At 58.7% G+C, this 18,181-nt stretch carries 11 protein-coding genes; 9 read left to right on the top strand and 2 right to left on the bottom strand.

What is annotated here, in order from left to right; genetic code table 11:
* Positions 1-466 precede the first annotated feature (466 nt).
* From F8D48_RS09505 to F8D48_RS09490, 4 genes are all read left to right on the top strand, one after another.
* A complete protein-coding gene (locus tag F8D48_RS09505) occupies positions 467-3,169 on the top strand; it encodes a P-loop NTPase fold protein (RefSeq protein WP_240806302.1) in 2,703 nt (900 codons plus the stop codon).
* Complete coding sequence (locus F8D48_RS09500) at positions 3,156-5,771, top strand: hypothetical protein (protein ID WP_151431567.1); 2,616 nt, start codon at positions 3,156-3,158, stop codon at positions 5,769-5,771. The genes F8D48_RS09505 and F8D48_RS09500 overlap by 14 nt, the downstream gene beginning before the upstream one ends.
* A gap of 62 nt (positions 5,772-5,833) precedes the next feature.
* Positions 5,834-7,996, top strand: a complete 2,163-nt coding sequence (locus F8D48_RS12145) for a transglutaminase domain-containing protein (RefSeq protein ID WP_170272793.1) — start codon at positions 5,834-5,836, stop codon at positions 7,994-7,996.
* Positions 7,997-8,163: 167 nt separating this feature from the next.
* Complete coding sequence (locus F8D48_RS09490) at positions 8,164-8,865, top strand: N-acetylmuramoyl-L-alanine amidase family protein (RefSeq protein WP_151431563.1); 702 nt, start codon at positions 8,164-8,166, stop codon at positions 8,863-8,865.
* Between the two features lie 92 nt (positions 8,866-8,957).
* Here F8D48_RS09490 and F8D48_RS09485 read toward each other — a convergent pair whose 3' ends face one another.
* Positions 8,958-10,511, bottom strand: coding sequence for a CAP domain-containing protein (locus F8D48_RS09485; protein ID WP_170272792.1), 1,554 nt, complete (start codon positions 10,509-10,511; stop codon positions 8,958-8,960).
* Between the two features lie 117 nt (positions 10,512-10,628).
* Positions 10,629-11,450, bottom strand: coding sequence for a LicD family protein (locus F8D48_RS09480; protein ID WP_151431559.1), 822 nt, complete (start codon positions 11,448-11,450; stop codon positions 10,629-10,631).
* A 178-nt stretch (positions 11,451-11,628) separates the two neighbouring features.
* On the opposite strand from F8D48_RS09480, the gene F8D48_RS09475 reads away from it, so the two are divergent.
* The 5 genes from F8D48_RS09475 to F8D48_RS09455 form a co-directional block, all read left to right on the top strand.
* Complete coding sequence (locus F8D48_RS09475) at positions 11,629-12,804, top strand: glycosyltransferase family 4 protein (protein WP_151431557.1); 1,176 nt, start codon at positions 11,629-11,631, stop codon at positions 12,802-12,804.
* A 171-nt stretch (positions 12,805-12,975) separates the two neighbouring features.
* Complete coding sequence (locus tag F8D48_RS09470; RefSeq protein ID WP_151431555.1) at positions 12,976-13,773, top strand: LicD family protein; 798 nt, start codon at positions 12,976-12,978, stop codon at positions 13,771-13,773.
* The gene (locus tag F8D48_RS09465) at positions 13,770-15,086 is read left to right on the top strand and encodes an MATE family efflux transporter (protein ID WP_205717372.1); all 1,317 of its coding nucleotides are present in this window, start codon (positions 13,770-13,772) and stop codon (positions 15,084-15,086) included. The genes F8D48_RS09470 and F8D48_RS09465 overlap by 4 nt, the downstream gene beginning before the upstream one ends.
* Complete coding sequence (locus F8D48_RS09460; protein WP_240806300.1) at positions 15,083-16,252, top strand: glycosyltransferase; 1,170 nt, start codon at positions 15,083-15,085, stop codon at positions 16,250-16,252. The genes F8D48_RS09465 and F8D48_RS09460 overlap by 4 nt, the downstream gene beginning before the upstream one ends.
* A gap of 113 nt (positions 16,253-16,365) precedes the next feature.
* The coding region (locus F8D48_RS09455) for an MBL fold metallo-hydrolase (protein ID WP_151431553.1) at positions 16,366-18,181 on the top strand (1,816 nt) is incomplete at its 3' end.

Raw genomic sequence — 18,181 nt, 5'->3', positions numbered from 1 at the left:
TTGGGAGGGGGTGCGGGTCTCTGGCACCTGGAGGCGAGGGACGGATTGGTCATAATGCCTCCTTGCTCGAGCGGCAATGCGATGAGTGTAATTCTGCAGTCGGATATGGTAACAGATCGGTTCGCGTTCAGCAGGTGAGAAGGGGCGAGGGATGCTCGTCGAGTCAGCGGAGAGGTGGGATGCTATTCCCTGCCGACGATGGGGTCCATGGGCAGCGCGCAGCCTTGGAGCAGGTTGGGATGCCAGTGACGTTTACGGGACGGTCGGGGCAACATTGATGCCGCGATATGGCTTTGGGCGTTGTGGCAACCTTAGGTCTTGCCTATGGGGGGGTTATCGAGGGACGCAAGGCAAGTGCCGTATCCGGGCGTTTTTGTGCCCCGATCTTTTAGGATGTGCCTTGCTTTCGTGTCATAATGTGGGTATCGAGTGTGGATAGTTAATCGAGAGGGATACGGTGGAGCCAATGTCGGGCGATGATCTCAAGTGGAGCGCAAGCAAAACTATCGTAGTTGATGGGGCCTTGTACGATAAGCAGCTTGAGAAGGCGTTAAAACATATCGAGGAGGCCGGTGCCCTGATTGCGGAAGACCACGAGCGGGGTGACGATGAATCTGGCTGCTCCCACTGTTGTCCCTCGAATACCGTGATTGGTGTTGTGGGGGAGCGCGGTAGCGGCAAGACGTCGTTTCTCTACACCCTCAAGAAGAGAATGCCTTCTGATCGATGCCTCATTTTGAATGTAGTCGAACCAGCTAATTTTGAGTCGGAGATGCGAGCGTTGGAGCTATTTCTGGCGCAACTCTTTGAGGAATACAATAGAATTTTTCATAAAAGAGTTGACTCGGGCGCCCCTTTTGAAGTCCCGCGCATTTACGGCTTGTTCAAGGAGATCGCGAAAATCCTCTCTTCGGTTCGCTCTGGTGATAGCGTCTATAGTCGCGACTACCCATCAATGGAAGTTCTCTCTCATATGGCTGATCTAGTAAGTATCCGAGAAAAGATTCGACGGCTCTGCGTCGAGTTTCTTGAATATATCAATGCCGATGAGCAGTCGGTTAAAAAGCGGTATATCGTTATGCTGATCGATGATGTTGATCTTATCGAGAATTACAAAGTCTTCCAGTTGCTAGAAGACGTGCATAAATTTTTATCGGGAAATATCGTCATCGTGCTTACCTATCGGGAAAAACAGCTGGGCGACTCCGTCCTTGATCGCAAGTTGGGAGAAAACGAGCGACTCGTGAATGCTCAGATTGCAACCAGGAGTGAACTCCAGCTGCAAATGGAGGATTTTATCGAAAAGGTCGTTCCTCTTGACCGAACGGTGCGTCTCAAGGATCAGACTTCCATCATAGGGGAGAGGATGTTGACGGTTCTTGGCGCCTTGCATGAGGACGAGACCGTGCTGACGCGGATTCTTGTGGACCCTTATAGGAAAGCGGGGGTTGATGAGGATGTCACCGTTGGGGATTGGATAGACGCGGTTACCTATGCCAAAACGTTGCTGCGAGTGCGTCCCGTGTATAGTCAAGAGGAAACGTCTTTCGCGTGGCCCAGAAACCTTCGCGAGACTATCTCTCTGGTAAAAATGTTGCAATGTGATTTGGACCCAGTTCTCGACAAGGCCATTGATTCCGTTGCGATTTATAAAGAGAATCTCGGTCGCTATCAGGATTATATATTTGGGCGTTTGAGCGAAGCCTTCGACTCCTCCCTCTTCGAGGCGATTGCTCGTTGGCGGCGAGCCAATATTGAGGCTAAGAATTACACGGCATACAGTCTTTTCTATGAGAAACTTGCGGAGTCCGATGATGCGTCAAAGTCGATTTCGCCCGTATCTCAGCAAGAGATGTTGGCTGATTTGCTGGATGCTAGCTCGGTGCGTCCCGAGAATGTTACGCTCGGAGACGTATCTGCTATGCTCAATACCTTCATACGAGCCAATTACAATAATGAGTCTCTTGTGCACTTGGGGTACTCCTTCAAGGTTCTTTATTCCATGGAGATCCTCGGTCATCTGTTGGACTCGCTGCAGGCGAGGATCGACGGGATAGAGGCGCCGAAAAGTGATGAGCGCTATTTGTCTCTCATAAACTCCTGTGTGATAGCTCCTGATTTGGATGCGTCGCCGTTGTCTTTTGCCATGATCTACCCAGAGCTTGGGCAACCTTGGGAGGCGTTGGGGGCTAACGAGGCCAATATAAATGCTTCGATGGGAGAAGCCACCATACGCAAGGTGATGGCGACCCTATGCTGCACCCCCGCCTCTGTGACGGCGGAGGATTCTTCGTCTAGGCTTGGGGTGTACTCGCTTTCGCGTCCCGCCAAGGGGATGAGGCTTAAGCGAGGGCGCTATGCCCAAGAAAACAGACCGATTTTCACTATGCGCGAGATAGATCCGCAGGATGGTGCTTCGCTTGAGCTCAGCAGGTCGTTCTCGCCAGACCAACTTAGACGGTACCCCGCTAGCATTCTGAATATTCTAGGAAAAAGGTGGTATCTCGATTACGCGCTTGGGGAAGCGATCGAAGGGGAAACAGGCGCCTACCTCTTCTACAATATGAGTGACATCGATGTGATTGGGTCAATGAGAATGGAAGCGAAAGGAAGGGCATCCGAAAAAATAGCGCATCAGATGAGGCGCATTAACACTGCCTTGGTATTCAATCATCTGCGGAATGAGGGTTTGCTTCGAAATGCTCAAGAAGATGATTATCTCATGGATATTGCAATATCGTTTGAACGACAGTTGCTGGCTCGGCTCCACACTCCGTTCGTCAAAAGCGCCCAGTATCGCCTCTATGGGCCAGTGTCCTCTTCGCGTATGGCCTCATTTTCTGAGATAGATTCTGTGTACCAATTGGCATATGGCCTGGAAGAGCTCGCGGCGACTTCTGGCCGGGGAAGGGCGCGCCTTGTGCTGCGAGAGTTTGTTCAGATGAGAGGCAAGGAGGCAATTGCTCAGTTCTCCGGCGATTTTGCCTTGCGTCTTCGAGAAGGAGGCGAAGTTGAAGCGTCTCTGGAGGTTGATGCTATTGCTCGTCGTTTGGGCAAACCGCACACGCGACCCTCTGCTGGTGAACGAGTTCTTTTGACGAAAATGATCGATCGCTATCCCAGTATGGCCAATGATGCTTTCGATAAGGTGTTAAATGAACAACATTGATCGCTTTATTCGTATCATATACACAGAAGCAGATATATCAAAACTACTAACATTTCCCATCGATGCGAGGCAAGATGCTGTGTTTAATTGGGAAGAGTACGTGAAGCGGGCTACTTCATTTTTCTGGCTGGAGGGAGGAGATTTCCGAGAGAAGAGAAATCGATACTGGAGGATGGTGATCGAGAGATATCTGAGGTGCTATCCTAAGGATTACAGCGAGGATGAGGTGGGTGCGCTTCTTGCGGGCCAGCTTTCGCTAATCGCCCGGGTGCCCCTGGGCTCCAGTGGTGCTTGCGGAGACACATCGCGGGTGAATGCTCTTCAGTTCTTTCCGTATATCGCCTCTGAGCTTCTCTCGGTGGAGGGCGATCGGTTGACTGTGAAGCAGGGAAGTATGTTGGAGTGGAGCGGCATTGCAAACAAAATCGACCAAAACGTTCTATTTGCCGCCTATGATGCTTATTGCGGAGGAGGAGCTTCGAAGCATGCACAGCTCGGCTATGAAGATCGCAGGTTAAACGACATTCTGTCTCGGGGCTATGCTGAGAATCATGCTCATCTCAATGGATCTGGGTATTCCTCTGACATCAACTGGTATTGTTTTCTATGGTTGAGTGTCTATCGCCCGGCTCAGTGCGATAAGGCTCTGCGGGCCTATGTGAATGGTCGGTGGAACAGCTTGGATGATGATGGGCGTGATCGAATTGTCCTTGCGTTCAAGAAAATACCCATTATGCGTCGGTTGCTGAATAAATATGCTTGCAGTGTTTTGCCCTCTAATGGCCCCGCCTCTCGTGAAGCAAAGTTAATGGTCGAGGAGCGCCGTCGTCTCAGCAGGGCTTTGGCTCAATTACTCTGGGTGCGAGATGAGGATAGTCTGACAATGATGCTTGGCCAGGGAATCCTTGCGAATATATGTGATTGCGATGGCGAGATTGCTGCAGAATTTCCTGACGATCCAACGGAGTGCCATGCTTTCGAGCGGGGTTTCTTGCTCAGGATGTTCAAGGCACTTTCGGGGTTTGCCGACCATCCATTGGCAGTCTATGCTTTCAATGCATATATTGCGGGAATCACTCAATTCAAACTGGGAATGCTGCATGACAATCTGTTAATGGGTTTCAGCCGCTTTAGCGCTGCCGAGGCGCAAAAAGAAGCCTTTCTTGACTATGTACCTGACGGAAAGCGCTTGTTGTATAGGTCGGTTTTCGATAGATATTATCGAATCGGAGGGGTTAGATTTATCGAACTACGTATTGCGCCCAAGACCAGAGCGCAATTCACCAGGCTCGTTGACCAGCTTGACGATGCAAACAACTGGGCTTTTGCTTTGGCGCAGAGGACGGGGTGCTCGCACAAGATTACATATCGACTCACCACGCATTTCATCAAAGACAAAGAGCCGATCGAAAAGGGCGATGGAGTAGCCAGAAAGGAGCGGCTTGCGGACCTTGCGCGTAGACAACTGGCTCATATCGAAGCGCTTTTTGATTTAAGCGAAGAGTGTCGGAGCTATGTATCGAAATTTGCCGCAATTGATACGGCGAATTTTGAGCTTTGCACAAGACCGGAGACCTACGCTGTGATTTTCCGCAAGTTTGACAAGGAAGTATCGCTCTCTTATGAAACAGGGAAAACCTATCACGTCGGCGAAGACTTCATGACCCTCTGCAATGGGCTGAGAGCCGTGGATGAAGTACTGGAATTCCTTGAGTTTTCAAAAGGGGATCGTCTGGGACATGCAACAGCGCTTGGACTCAAGGCGCAAGACTATTATCAGGGGAAGCGGTTTTATATCGTTTGCGCTTTGGAGGAGCATGTAGATGATTTGGCGTGGCTCCATCAAATACTTGCGCAATACTATCCGGGAGAAACGGATGTATTGGTTTATCTGGAAAAGGAGTATTTGAAATACATGGCACGGATTTGTGGTGCCGAGGCGGTGCCCCCGCTGTCTCTATACCAGAAAGCATATCGGTTGCGAGGCAACAATCCTGAGCTTTACCTCGCTCCGCATGCAACAAATTCGAGTTGTCTCAACAGTGTCGCTGATGTTTCGTGGAAAAGAGAAGCGGTTCTTGCTCACAATGATCGTGCGGCGCGAAAGCTATACTCGCGGTGCCACTTCGACGGTCGTCTGAAGAGGGCCGGTGCTTCTCCGCTTATTGTGAAGGCGGAGAAACCGTATATTAAGGCAGTGGAATATGCTCAGTGCGCCGTGAGAGAAAAAGTACGGACAAGGGGTGTGGGGATCGAGTCCAATCCGACATCTAATCGGAAAATCTCTCACGTGAGTCGCTTCATAGATTTGCCCCTCTTCCAGTTCAACAATCGGGGATTAGAGGAGGTGTCTGCGGGTGAGAACCTGGATTCGCATGATATTCCGGTGACAATCAATTCGGATGATTGCGGGGTGTTTCAGACGGATCTCGCTATGGAGTATGCGCTGGTAGTCGAGGCGCTGAAGCGAGAGAATTCCAATCATGAGGATAAAATCTATGACTATATTAACCATTTGCGAGAGCTGTCTCTCAGTCAGTCGTTCCGCTGTCGCGAAGCTGATGGTTGCTTTTCTGCAAGGTCGTATGAGTGCTCGCTTTGATAGGGCATGCTTTCCTTGATACAATGTCAGCCTTGTGATGTATGACGTCCTTGGGGGTCGCCATGGGTTTGACAAATTGCGGGAAGTTTATTGCGGCGTGGGGTTGCGCCGCTTTGGTACTTATGGCTGCTCTGGGGTTTGGGCCGCGGGCCTATGCCGACGAACCGGCTGCGACGGCCGATTCCGATGTGATTACCGTTGAGGCCCAGGTGCGCGGCGTCAACAGCGAGGGGTGGCGCGTGATGGTTTCCTATGCGAAACCACAGGCGGGTGTGCCGACGGAATTTACTATCAACGTCGAGAGCGGTCCGACGGGTCCCTACCAGTATCAGCAGGGCTTTATTTCCAAGGATGGGGCCTTTGTGTATGATCCTTCGTTCGGATCGTTCGATCCGCCCCAGGACTCGAATGTGCTGAGCTATGAGTTCGTTGGCACCGGTCGCTACGAGTATCAGTTTCTGGTGCAGCCGGTGGGAAAGCTGAACAAGCGGTTCTCCATTAACGTTGATGTGTCTGGCGACGGTTTTGTCAATGTCGATGCTAAGGCCCGGGAAATCGTCGATACATGCTTGCCTGACGGCAATGAAGATGATTATGAGACAGCCTTAGTGCTTCATGATTGGATTATCGACAACGTTAGCTATGACTATTCTTTCCGCAATCTGGGCATTGAACATGCTCTATCAGGAAAACCGGTAACCTGCGAGGGCTATCATGCGGCCTATGTCAAACTCCTTGAGACCGCCGGCTTGCAGACAGGCCGCATTAACGGGAATGGCCATGTGTGGACTGCCGTAAAGATGGATGGCGAATGGTATCACGTCGATACGACCCATGACGATGTTAAGGATGGCCTGTCCGACACGACGGTGCCGGGCACGCTCAGTAAAGAGCAGCAGGCTCATCTGCTGTTCGGCCTTAACGATGACATTATGAGGCTGATCGACTCCAAGCACCAATGGAGCGGCGCGAATTCCCTCGAGAACAACTACTTTATTCGGACGGGCGATATTCTGGAATGGTCAGACCCCATTGCCAATGTGATCCTCGACAAACTGAACAAAAAGGAGACATTCTTTACCGTAAAGGCAACCAATGCAGGTTGGGTCCAGAAGGATTTCAAGGATGTTATAAACAATCTGGTGGCTTACGAGTTGAACCAGTATGAGTGGCTTACGGACAATCAGACGGCCGACGCGGTTGTGCACGTGAGCTACGCAGACGATTACTTCACGGTAAACGTCTTCACGGTTCTGGCCGCCGAGCCAAAGATCGTGCAGAACCTGGTCTACAACGGCAAGGCCCAGACGGGTGTGACAGTTCCCTCTACCGGAAGCTACGCACTTACGGGCACAACGAAGGCGACCAAAGCAGGCACGTACACGGCCCAGGCGGTGCCCGGGATGGGCTATGCATGGGACAAGCTCGGCGACAAGAAAGGCCGCAGCTATCGATGGTCAATCGCTCCAGCCACTATTAGCTCTCGGGGAGTGACGGTCTCGGGCGTCCAGTCTTCGTACCAATACACCGGATCTGCCGTGAAGCCAGTGCCGTGCTTGACGTTCAACGGCACGGCACTCACGAACGGGGTCGACTACACGGTCTCCTATGCCAACAACGTCAATGCCGGCACGGCGACGATGACCATTACGGGCAAGGGCAATTTCCAAGGAACTCGGAAAGTCGCCTTCTCTATCGAGAAGGCGACTACGCCAACCACTCCCTCCCAGCCTCCAGCTACCAGCAAGCCGAGCGATAAGCCGAGTTCGGTGACCAAGCCGTCGGCTCCGACCGTTACAAAGCCGGCGGCTGCCTGGAAGAAGTCGGGCGGCAAATGGTGGTACCGCCATGCCGACGGCTCCTATACGCGCAACGGCTGGGAGCGCATCAATGGCGCGTGGTACCACTTCGACAAGGCCGGTTGGATGCAGACGGGATGGCTGAAGACGGGCGGCAAATGGTATTACCTCTCCAGCTCGGGCGCTATGAAGACCGGGTGGCTCAAGAGCGGTGGCAAGTGGTACTACCTGAAATCATCCGGTGTCATGGCCACGGGGTGGTATAAGGTCGGGGGTGCGTGGTACTGGTCGAATTCCTCCGGTGCCATGGGTTCCAATTGCTGGGTCGGTAACTATTACCTGAAATCGTCGGGGGCCATGGCGACGAATCAGTGGATCGGTAAGTACCACGTGAACGGTAGCGGCCTGTGGGATAGAACTCGCTAAGCATCTGACAGCGACACAGGGATTAAAGGGGGAATAGGGGGCGGTTGCGCCCCATTCCTTTCTCTCGGAGAGGTGATCTTGGGGGAAGGCCTGGTGCAACGGGTTTCCTCTGTGCTATTCTAACCGCGCAGCATAGGTTTTGTCAGAGGGAAAGTGGGGAAGATGTCATGAACGTTTCGATACGCCAGAAGATGATGTCCATTGCGCTGACCATCACGCTGGTCTTGGGCGGCGGGGTGCTCGTTGCCGCGGCCCAGACCGCGACGGACGCGCAGCCGGCCTACGCGGCCCAGGCGGGGAAGTGGAAGAAGTCCTCCGGAAAGTGGTGGTATGCCTACAATAACGGCGGCTACGCAAAGTCCGGATGGGCCGAGATTGGGGGCACCTGGTATCTCTTCGATGGCTCCGGTTGGATGAAGACTGGCTGGCAGAAGGTCGGCGGCAAGTGGTACTATCTCTCCGGCTCGGGCGCCATGAAGACCGGCTGGCAGAAAATCGGTGGGTCCTGGTACTACCTGAAGTCCTCGGGCGCTATGGCCACCGGTTGGCAGAAGATCGGAGGCTCCTGGTACCACTTGAAGTCCTCCGGCGCCATGTCCGCGAAGGTGTGGGTTGGCGACTACTACCTCCAGAGCTCGGGTGCTATGGCCACCGATCAGTGGATCGGCCAGTACTACGTGGGCTCTGATGGCAAGTGGGTGCGCAATGCCGGCTCCAACAGCGAGACCTCCTCGACGGTGTACTGGGTGGCGAACGGCGATGTATATCACTATTCTAAGAATTGCACGTCCCTGAAGCGCTCTTCGGGGATCCGCTCGGGTAGCATTGCCGATTCGGGCAAGTCTCGTCCCTGCAAGGTGTGCGGCTAGGGGTTGTCCCAGTCCCGCGCTTTAACGCCAGGAACACAAAGAGGGCCGCTCGTGGGAGCGGCCCTCTTCTCGTAGGGGCGGCGCAGGAACGACTACCTGGTCTTATCCCACAGCCCGTTGCCGTTCACATGATACGTGCCAATCCACTGGTCGGTGGCCATGGCGCCGCTGCCGTCGACGTAGTACTTACCGTCGATCCAGCGCGCCTTATCCATGGCGCCGGAGCTCTGCATGTGGTACCAACGGCCATCGATCTTCTGCCATCCGGTGGCCATGGCTCCCGACCCCTTCAGGTAGTACCAGGAGCCGCCGACCTTTTGCCAGCCGGTGGCCATGGCGCCCGAGGACTTCAGGTAGTACCAGCTCTTACCGATCTTCTGCCAGCCCTTCGTCATGGCGCCCGATCCGTTCAGGTAGTACCAGGTGCCCTGATCGTTGACCCAGCCCGTGGCCATGGCGCCGCTGCCCCTCATGAAGTACCAGGAGCCGCCGCTCTTGAGCCAGCCCGTCGTCATGATGCCCGAGGGCTTCAGGTGGTACCAGCTCTTGCCCACTTTCTGCCAGCCGGTCTGCATCCAGCCAGCGCTGTCGAAGAGGTACCAATCGCCGTCGATCTGGCACCAGCCGTGGGCATAGGTGCCGTCATCGAAAGAGAACCACCAGCGACCGCCCGACTTCTTCCAAGTGCCCACATCGCCCTGGACCTCCACGGGGATGGAAATGCGCACGCGGTCGCCAATGGCGGCGCGCACATTGGTAATGCCCGGTGCCCTTCCCGCGATGACCCCTGTCTTGCCCACCGTCGCCACGGCGCTTTTGTCCGTGCTCCACGAGAAGGTGGCGGGGTTCAACTCGCAGACGAAGCTCTGGGCTCCCGGTGCCTGATTGATGAAGCGGGCCTCGGCCTGCACGCTATCGCCGGAGAGCAGTGAGTAGTAGTTCTGGCGGAACTGGAAGTTGCCGCTCTGGAGCCAGGAGGTGGGAATGGAGCAGCGGGTCGTAAAGGAGCGATCAGCGGGCATGGCGAAGGCGGCGGCGCTGCCGTCGCCGAAGCACTGCACCCAATAGGGGCCCGCATTGCCCACGTATACGCAGCCGATGCCAATGGTCGTGAAGTCGCTGTCGAGGATATTGGCGCGGTGGCCTGGGGAGTTCATCCACGAATTCATGACTTGATAGGGGCCGGACTGCATCATGGCGATGTTCTCGCCCACAATGCCCTTGGTATCAGGGAAGGCCGTCCAGCAGTCCGTGCCATCGGGGCGCGTGTGATCGAAGTAGTAGCTCAGCTCGACGCTGCGCACCATGGCCGCCTCGAGTAGCTCCTGATCCATGGCCAGCGGCGCCTCTCCCGCGGCCCGGCGCTCGGCGTTCACCAGTGCGAGCACCTCGTAGGCCTGGCCGTAGTCGCGGAACACGTTGACCACCAGGGCGTCGGTCATGGGCGTTGCCGCTTGGGGCATGGCCCGGGCCTCCGCGGCGCCGCCCTTGATACTCGACGCCCTCTCTTCGGTGCTTCCGCCGAGCGTTTCGTCGGCCCAGGCAATCGAGGGGGCCGCTCCGGCGAGGACGATGCCGAGGAATGCGGCGATGACAAGGCGCCAGCCGATCCCCCTCCCGTCCCTTTCACTCAAAGCGCGCATCATGGAAACCATCTCCTTTCGTGGAATGTCGAATGCGCTTCTCTCCGTCGAGAGGGTAACACGTATCGCAAAGGTCAACAATCCCGAAAAAAGCTGATCACCTGCACAAAATGAGATCGTCTACAACTTGAGCACGACCGGTGCGTGGTTCTTCCGCTGATCGGGGGGCGGCAGCTCGGTCCATGAGGGCCCGTACATGCGTGTGAGGTAGGCCTCGACGTTGGAGGGAACGGGGAAGGGGCGGCCTTCGAAAGAAGCTGTGCCCGTGGGGACGAGATCGGCCTTGGGGAATCCGCCGGCCACGGGCCACGCGAGGGCCGTGAAGCGGTCGTAGTCGCCGTCTCGCTCGATGCTGCGGGCGAAGGACCGGGCGATGCGCTGCTCGTCGGTGACGGCGCGAAGCAGCCCGTGGGCCGCGGCGCAGGCGAGCCGCTCGGCGCGACCGAGAAGGCCGCTGTGGGGAACGTTGACGCTTCGTGCGTGGTAAAGGTAGGAGATGCTCTGCCAGAGCCGCCCGTTCGAGAGCTGCCGCCGGGCACGGCGAGCGGAGGGGCTGACGCCGTCATAGGGGAAGATGTCGACGAAGATGCCCTGATCGAAGCCGGCCTCGATGGTCTCTTGGGTATGAAATGCGGTGCGGCGCTTCATGACCTTGGCGAACATGGCGGCGTAGCCCGGGGTCTCTCCGGGCACCACGAGCTCGTAGGCGTCGGGCAGGGCGGTGCGGGCCCGCTCGATGAACCGATCGTAATCGGGACGCAACATGCCGATATCGATATCATCGTCCCAGGGAATGAAGCCGTTGTGGCGCGCGGCGCCGAGGGCGGTTCCCCCATCGAGGAAGTACGCGATGCCCTCCTCGCGGCAGAGCGCATCGATGGCGCACAATATCTCGAACTCGGCTTCCTGGAGCGCTTTCAGTACATCGGGACGGTACTCCACAGAACCTCCTGGACGGGTCGTCGGACGGCGCCCGCATTTGCTTTGCGGGAGAGACTAATATATAGCTTCTTGGGCGGTTGGAGTGCGAGGTCGGCATCCGACACGAAGTGGCTATAATAATGCCGTCATCGGTTGCGGCGGCCATCGCCGCTGGAATGTGCGAAAGGAGGGGCGTCCCGTGGCCTGCCAGGGAGAAACCTACGTTATATTCTCGGCGCTCTTCGCCCCCAGCATGGGCGGCGTGGAGAACTATACGCTCAACGTGGCCCAGGCCTTGGCGCGACGGGGACACCGCGTGGTGGTGGTCACCTCTGATTTGGGTAATGCCCCCGTTCGCGAAAGGTTGGCGGGCGGTGTCGAGGTGGTGCGCCTGCCGAGCCGTTCCCTGCTGGGCGGCCGCCTGCCGATCAGCAAGAGGAACCGGGCGTACCAGCGCCTTCTCGCCGAGCTCGCGGCGCTGCCCGTCGATCATGTCATCGTGAACACGCGCTTCTACCCCCATTCCCTGGCGGGGCTGACCTTTGCGCGGAATCGAGGGGTCGCCCCTGTGCTCATCGAGCACGGGTCCGCCCACCTGACTTTGGGAAACCCCCTGCTCGATCGGGCGGTGGCCTGGTACGAGCACGGCATTACCGCCCGCGTCCGAGGCTACGATCCCATCTGCTACGGCGTGTCTCGCCGCAGCGCCCAATGGCTCTCCCATTTCGGTCTGCATTCCGCCGGCGTGCTGAGCAACGCCATCGATGCTGCGGCCTTCCGGGGCCGTTCCTCGGGCCGGGACTTCCGCGCGGAGCATGGTATTCCGGCCGAGGCCTTCGTCGTCTCCTACATCGGGCGGCTGATTCCCGAGAAGGGCATTGAAGCGCTTCTGGCCGCTGCCCGGATAACGGAGGCCTCGCGACGCGAGGGCCGGCCCATCGTGTTTTTGCTGGCAGGGGAGGGGCCGTTGCTGCCGGCGGTGCAGCAGTGTCCCTCCGATCGGGTGGTGTCTCTCGGGCGCCTTGCGACCGAGGACGTCTCGGCGCTGCTCTCCCAATCCGACGCCATGGCCCTCATCTCCCGCTCCGAGGGCTTTGCCACGGCTCTGCTCGAATGCGCCGCGTGGGGGGTGCCTCCCGTGGTGACGGCGGTGGGCGGCGTCGAGGAGCTCGTGCCCACTGCGGACTTCGGGGCGGTACTGCCCGATGGCGCCCCCGAGACCGTGGCCCGCGCTGTAGAGGCCCTGGCCGACGATCCGGAGGGGGCGCGCCGCCAGGGGAGAGCCCTGCGCACCCTCGTCGAGGATACGTTCTCTTGGGAGCGCACGGCCGAGGCGGTGGAGCGGGCGTGCGCGGAGGCTCGTGCCCGCTCCTAGGTTTTGCGACGACTCCACTTCGGCTTCCTCGGCTGGCGCGCCTTGTTGCAGAGGGGCGGCTTGCCATGGGTTGTTTGGGGAATCTGTGCGGCTGGCCGCCCGCTCTGATAGTCTGTTGCGATGCGCGGGAATTTGAGGAACGTTCCCCCGATGGACGAGCAAGGAGTCGCTATGGCCCGTGAGCGCCTCACTATAGAGGACATGCGCCGCATACAGCTAGATATCATGGATGAGATTCACCGTATGTGCCTTGAGCACGGTCTCACCTATTACTTGGCCTATGGTAGCCTTTTGGGCGCCGTGCGCCACGGGGGGTTCATTCCCTGGGACGACGATACGGACATTCTGATGCTCCGCGACGATTACGAGGAACTGCTCGCCAACTTCGACCAGTGGCGCTCTTCCGATCGCTTTGCCCTGGCTTCCTATCGGGCCGGGGGGTCGTTCTATCCCTTCACCAAGGTGGTGGATACGACCACGGTGGTTCTTGAGAACTTCGTGCGCAAGGACGAGGGCGTGGGCGTGTGGGTGGATATCTTCCCCTATGACGAGGTTGATCCCTCCGACCGAGGGCTTTTCCGCAAACGGATGCGGGCGAACCTCATGTACAGCTTTATCCTCGCCGATCCCGCGGTCGGCTCCTCGCCGTGGGTGAAGCTCGTCAAGAGAATCGTGTGCCCCTTCGTGGCTCACAAGGATCCGCGCAAGTACGCGGCCATCATGGATGACCTGGCTCGCCATGCCTGTCCCGAAGGCTCCCCCCTTCTCGCCGACATTGTGGCCCAGGGCGATGGGGAGCACGTCTTTCCCAAGGAGCTGTTCGAGCCCATTGAGATGAAATTCGAGGATCGTACCTATTGGGCCCCGGCGGGCTACGAGGAGCTCCTCACCATTCAATACGGTGATTGGAGGACGCCGCCGAGCATTGATGATCGGGCGATTCACACGTGCGAGGCGTATCGCCTATGAGCGCTCCTCAAGAAGGGGTGGTGCGGTACCCGCCGCTTTCCACCCGCGAGAACATGCTCTGGAACTCGGCCGGATCGGTTACCTATCTTGCGTGCCAGTGGTTCGTCACTGTGCTGGTCGTGCGTCTATCGTCGGGCTACGACGCGGCGGGGCTGCTGTCCCTTGCCATGTCGGTGGTGGGCACCTTCGGTACGTTCGCCAACTATAAGATGGGAACCTACCAGGTTTCCGACATCAAGCGCGAGAACGGTACCGAGGAGTACTTGGGCTTCCGCCTCATCACATTGATCGGCGCCTTCGTCGCCTGCACCGTCTACGCGCTGGTGACATGTCCCCTCGACGCTCTGCTGACCATCGTGCTCTATTTCATCTTCAAGGGCGTGGGCCTGGTGATCGATATTCTGCACGGGGTCGATCAGCTGAATCGACGCATGGATTTCATCGGCAAGTCGTTCATCTTGCAGGGCCTGTCCATGCTGGTTGCCTTTGCGGCCGTGTTCTGGCTGACTGAGAGCTTGAACGGGGCCATTGTGGCCATGACCGTGGCGGTGCTCGGAGTACTGGTGCTCTTCGATATTCCCCATGCTCGGGCCTTCGAGCCCCTTGGCGTGCACATCACCGTGAAGAAGACGGCGTATCTGCTGCGGCGCTCGCTTTCCGCCGTGGTGGCCGCCGTGGCCGGAAGCGCCATCTTCACGGTGCCCAAGCAGTACCTGCTGGCCGTTCTGGGCGATGCCTCGCTGGGCATTTACTCCTCGGTGGCCGCGCCGGCGCTGATCGTGCAGATGGGGGCCACCTATCTCTACGTGCCCCTTCTCGATATCTTCCCGCGCCACTATTTGGAAGGGCGCAAGGACGAGTTTCTCAAGCTGCTAGGGCGCACGGTGACCGGCATCATCGTGGTCGGCGCGATCTGCTTCGTGGTTCTCGGCGTGGTGGGGGAATGGGCGCTGTGCCTTTTGTTCGGCGACTCCATCGCGCCCTATGCCTATCTGCTGCAACCGGTGGTGGCGGCATCGGTGGCCACGGCGTTTCTCTGGTTCTTCGGCGACCTGCTCATCACCATCCGCTGCTTTCGCGGCAACTTCATCGGCAACCTCGTGGCCTTCGTGGCGGTGCTTCCCCTCAGCGTGGTGTGCGTGAACCTCTGGGGCATGAACGGCGTGTCTTTCGCGGGCGCCGCCGCCTGCCTCTTCGGCGCTGGGGTGATGGCGGTCTTCCTGGCGAGGCGCCTGGGCGAGATGCCCGAGCAGGGTTCGGAGGCCGATGCTGCGGCTGATGACGACGGCGAGACGAGAGGAGCTCGACGGTGAGGGGGAATAGCGTAACGCCGCTGGAGCCGACGCGCGTGCTCCATGTGGTCGGCGCCATGGACCGGGCCGGCACCGAGACCATGATCATGAATCTGTACCGCTCCTTCGACCGGGAGCGGTACCAGTTCGACTTCCTCGTTCATGAGGAGCGCGCCTGCGACTATGACGGGGAGATCGAGCAGTTGGGAGGCCGCCTGTACCGACTGCCGCGCTTCAACGGGATCAACGCCCGGAGCTACCGGCGGGCGGCTCGGGCCTTGCTGGCCGAGCATCCTGAATGGGCCATCGTCCACGGGCATATCGGGAGCAGCGCTGCCCTGTATCTGCGCGAGGCGCGGCGGCTCGGTCGCAAGACCGTGGCCCACAGCCACGCCCAGCATTTCCCCCTCTCTGCAGGAGAGATGGCCTTTCGGGTTGTATCGTACCCCACTCGGTTCATCGCCGATGAGTTTCTCGCGTGCTCTCAGGTCGCAGGTCTCGATCGGTTTGGGAGGGGCGTTGTGGCCGGCCCTCATTTCCATGCGCTGAAGAACGGCATTGCCGTGGAGCGCTATGCTTGCGACGCAGCGGCTCACGGGGAAGCGAAGCGTCGGCTTGGGCTGGGTGTTGGACCTATCATCGGCCATGTGGGGCGCCTGACAGAGGTGAAGAATCACGACTTCCTCTTGGAGGTGTTCGGCCTTCTGCTCCAGCGGGAGCCCGGCGCCCGCCTGGTGCTCGTGGGCCGGGGCGAGCGCGAGGACGAGCTGCGATCCCTGGTCGCGGAGCGCGGTCTGGCCGATGCCGTGGTCTTCTACGGAGTGACCGACGACGTAGCGTCGGTGCTCAAGGGCATGGACGGCTTCGTGTTTCCCTCCCATCGCGAGGGGCTTTCCGTGGCTCTGGTGGAAGCCCAGGCCTCGGGGGTGCCCTGCCTCATGTCCACTGGCGTGCCTCCCGAAGCCCTTATCGGCTCCTCGTCGTTGAGGCTGCCTCTTGATGCGGGTGCCGCTCGCTGGACCGAGGCTCTCTTGGGGCTTTTGGCCACCGAGGATCGGCGGGTGGAGGGCGCTCTGCACGTGCGAGAGGCGGGCTTCGATATTGAAGAGTCGTCCCGGTGGCTCATGGGCTTCTACGACGACCTCCTGGGCCGGGTTGCGCCCCGCTATTCGGGCGCCTCTTGTTGATATGTCGTTGAACTGCGATCTGACGTGGTAAAATGTATGAAAATGTGGAGTTGTGTCGCAGTGGCGGCAATGGGCTGCTTGATGCAACAAAAAGGAAGTGAAGGACGGGAGCCATGTCGCGCTTCAAGTGGAATCGTATCGCATTGATTGTCTTGGTCCTTGCCGGGGTCGGCCTCTGCGTGCCGGCGGCCCTCGCCTACGGAAACCCGGCTGCGGGCTCTCCAGTGAAGATCCACGTGCTCGCCTTCGATGACACCGATGCCATCTTGGTGGAATGCGACGGCCGTTTCGGCATGGTGGATTCAGGCGAGGATTCCGATTCTCCGACGGGGGATGACGCGCGCTATCCCCTGCGACCGGGAACGACCGTGGGCAAGGGCCGCGAGCGCGAGGTTGTCGCCTATATGGAGTCCCTGGGGGTCAACGGCGAAAACTTCGACTTTTACATCGGCACCCATCCCCACAGCGATCACATCGGCTCGGCCGACGATATCGTACGCATTTTCCGGCCCCAGGCCATTTACCTGCCCTATTACGAGGACGACTTCATTACCTCGTCCTCCCGGCTGTGGGACAACCTGTTCGTCTACGACAACCTCGTGGCCGCTGCCGAGTGGGCCCGTGAGACCTACGGTGCTCGCTTCGTTCAGTTCCTCGACGACGCCGATCTCTCCTCCGCTGCCGAATCGGGCGTCGGGGAGGGCGCATCGGAGTCGTGGGTGCAGGAGCGGACGGGGGCATCTTCGTTCCCTCTGGGGAACGCCACGATTGAGATTCTCAACGGGAAGAACCCCTTGCCGGGCGACCGCTCCTTTCGCGTTCCCGATGCGAATTTCTACTCCTATGGGGTGAAGGTGACAGGCGCCAATGGGCGCGTGGCCTTCTTGGCGGGCGACATCAACGATTACCGGCTCGACTGGACCGTGGGCGGCGGCGACGAAACGCGCCTCGTTCAAAGCGGCGACCTCTCCCACGTCGACATGCTCAAGATGGGCCACCACGGCATCAACGGCTCCAATACCCCGGCGTTCCTTCAGGCGATTCTGGGCTCGGCAGGCAGTGGAAGCGCTCCCATCGCCGTGCAGACCGGACGGTTCTTCGCGATGCCCCTTGAGACGGCCAACACGTTGGAGCGCGTCGGCGCCCGCCATTTCTGCGCTTCCTATGCCGCGCAACGCGGCAAGGCGGCTCTGGTGGTGACGCTGGGCGATGAGGCGGTGACCACCAATATCGATGGAGATCAGCTTGTCGTCCAAACGCGCAAGGAGGCGCCCTGGGCATTCCTGTACGCCAACGGGCGCCGGGTCTCCTATCCCGAGGGATGGAAGAGCATCGAGGGAACGATGCGCTACTTCGAGCGCGACGGCTCCCTCTGTATGGGGTGGAAGAGCTGGAAGGGTCAGTGGTACTACTGCGATTGGGTCGACGGCTCCATGGAGACGGGCTGGGTGGAGGTGTCGGGCAAGCCCTATTACTTCCAGGCGAACGGGGCTATGCTCGAGGGCCGAGGCTGGCAGCGCGTGGAAGGGCGGTGGCACTTCTTCGACAAGGGCGGCAACGGCGATGCCAAGGTGGGCTGGCTGAAGGACGGCGAATCCTGGTACTATCTCAAGCCGGGAACGGGCGCCATGGCCACGGGCTGGGCCCAGGACGGCTCCACGTGGTACTACCTCAACGGCTCGGGCGCCATGCAGACCGGCTGGCAGAGGATCGGCGGCTCCTGGTACTACCTGGCGGGCTCCGGCGCCATGAGGACCGGCTGGCTGAAGTCGGGCGGCGCGTGGTACTTTCTCCGGGACTCCGGCGCCATGGCCACGGGCTGGGCCCAGGACGGCTCCACGTGGTACTACCTCAACGGCTCGGGCGCCATGCAGACCGGCTGGCAGAGGATCGGCGGCTCCTGGTACTACCTGGCGGGCTCCGGCGCCA

The sequence above is a fragment of the Adlercreutzia muris genome (genome assembly GCF_008831045.1).
In the GTDB taxonomy this organism is placed as follows: Bacteria; Actinomycetota; Coriobacteriia; order Coriobacteriales; family Eggerthellaceae; genus Adlercreutzia; species Adlercreutzia muris.
This window is presented reverse-complemented; position numbering and strand designations above follow the sequence as displayed.

Bases quoted from the DNA above. Each gene is read 5' to 3' on its own strand.
- F8D48_RS09505 (WP_240806302.1), top strand. From the start codon at position 467: ATGTCGGGCGATGATCTCAAGTGGAGCGCAAGCAAAACTATCGTAGTT.
- F8D48_RS09485 (WP_170272792.1), bottom strand. From the start codon at position 10,511: ATGATGCGCGCTTTGAGTGAAAGGGACGGGAGGGGGATCGGCTGGCGC.
- F8D48_RS12145 (WP_170272793.1), top strand. From the start codon at position 5,834: ATGGGTTTGACAAATTGCGGGAAGTTTATTGCGGCGTGGGGTTGCGCC.
- F8D48_RS09470 (WP_151431555.1), top strand. From the start codon at position 12,976: ATGGCCCGTGAGCGCCTCACTATAGAGGACATGCGCCGCATACAGCTA.
- F8D48_RS09490 (WP_151431563.1), top strand. From the start codon at position 8,164: ATGAACGTTTCGATACGCCAGAAGATGATGTCCATTGCGCTGACCATC.
- F8D48_RS09465 (WP_205717372.1), top strand. From the start codon at position 13,770: ATGAGCGCTCCTCAAGAAGGGGTGGTGCGGTACCCGCCGCTTTCCACC.
- F8D48_RS09500 (WP_151431567.1), top strand. From the start codon at position 3,156: ATGAACAACATTGATCGCTTTATTCGTATCATATACACAGAAGCAGAT.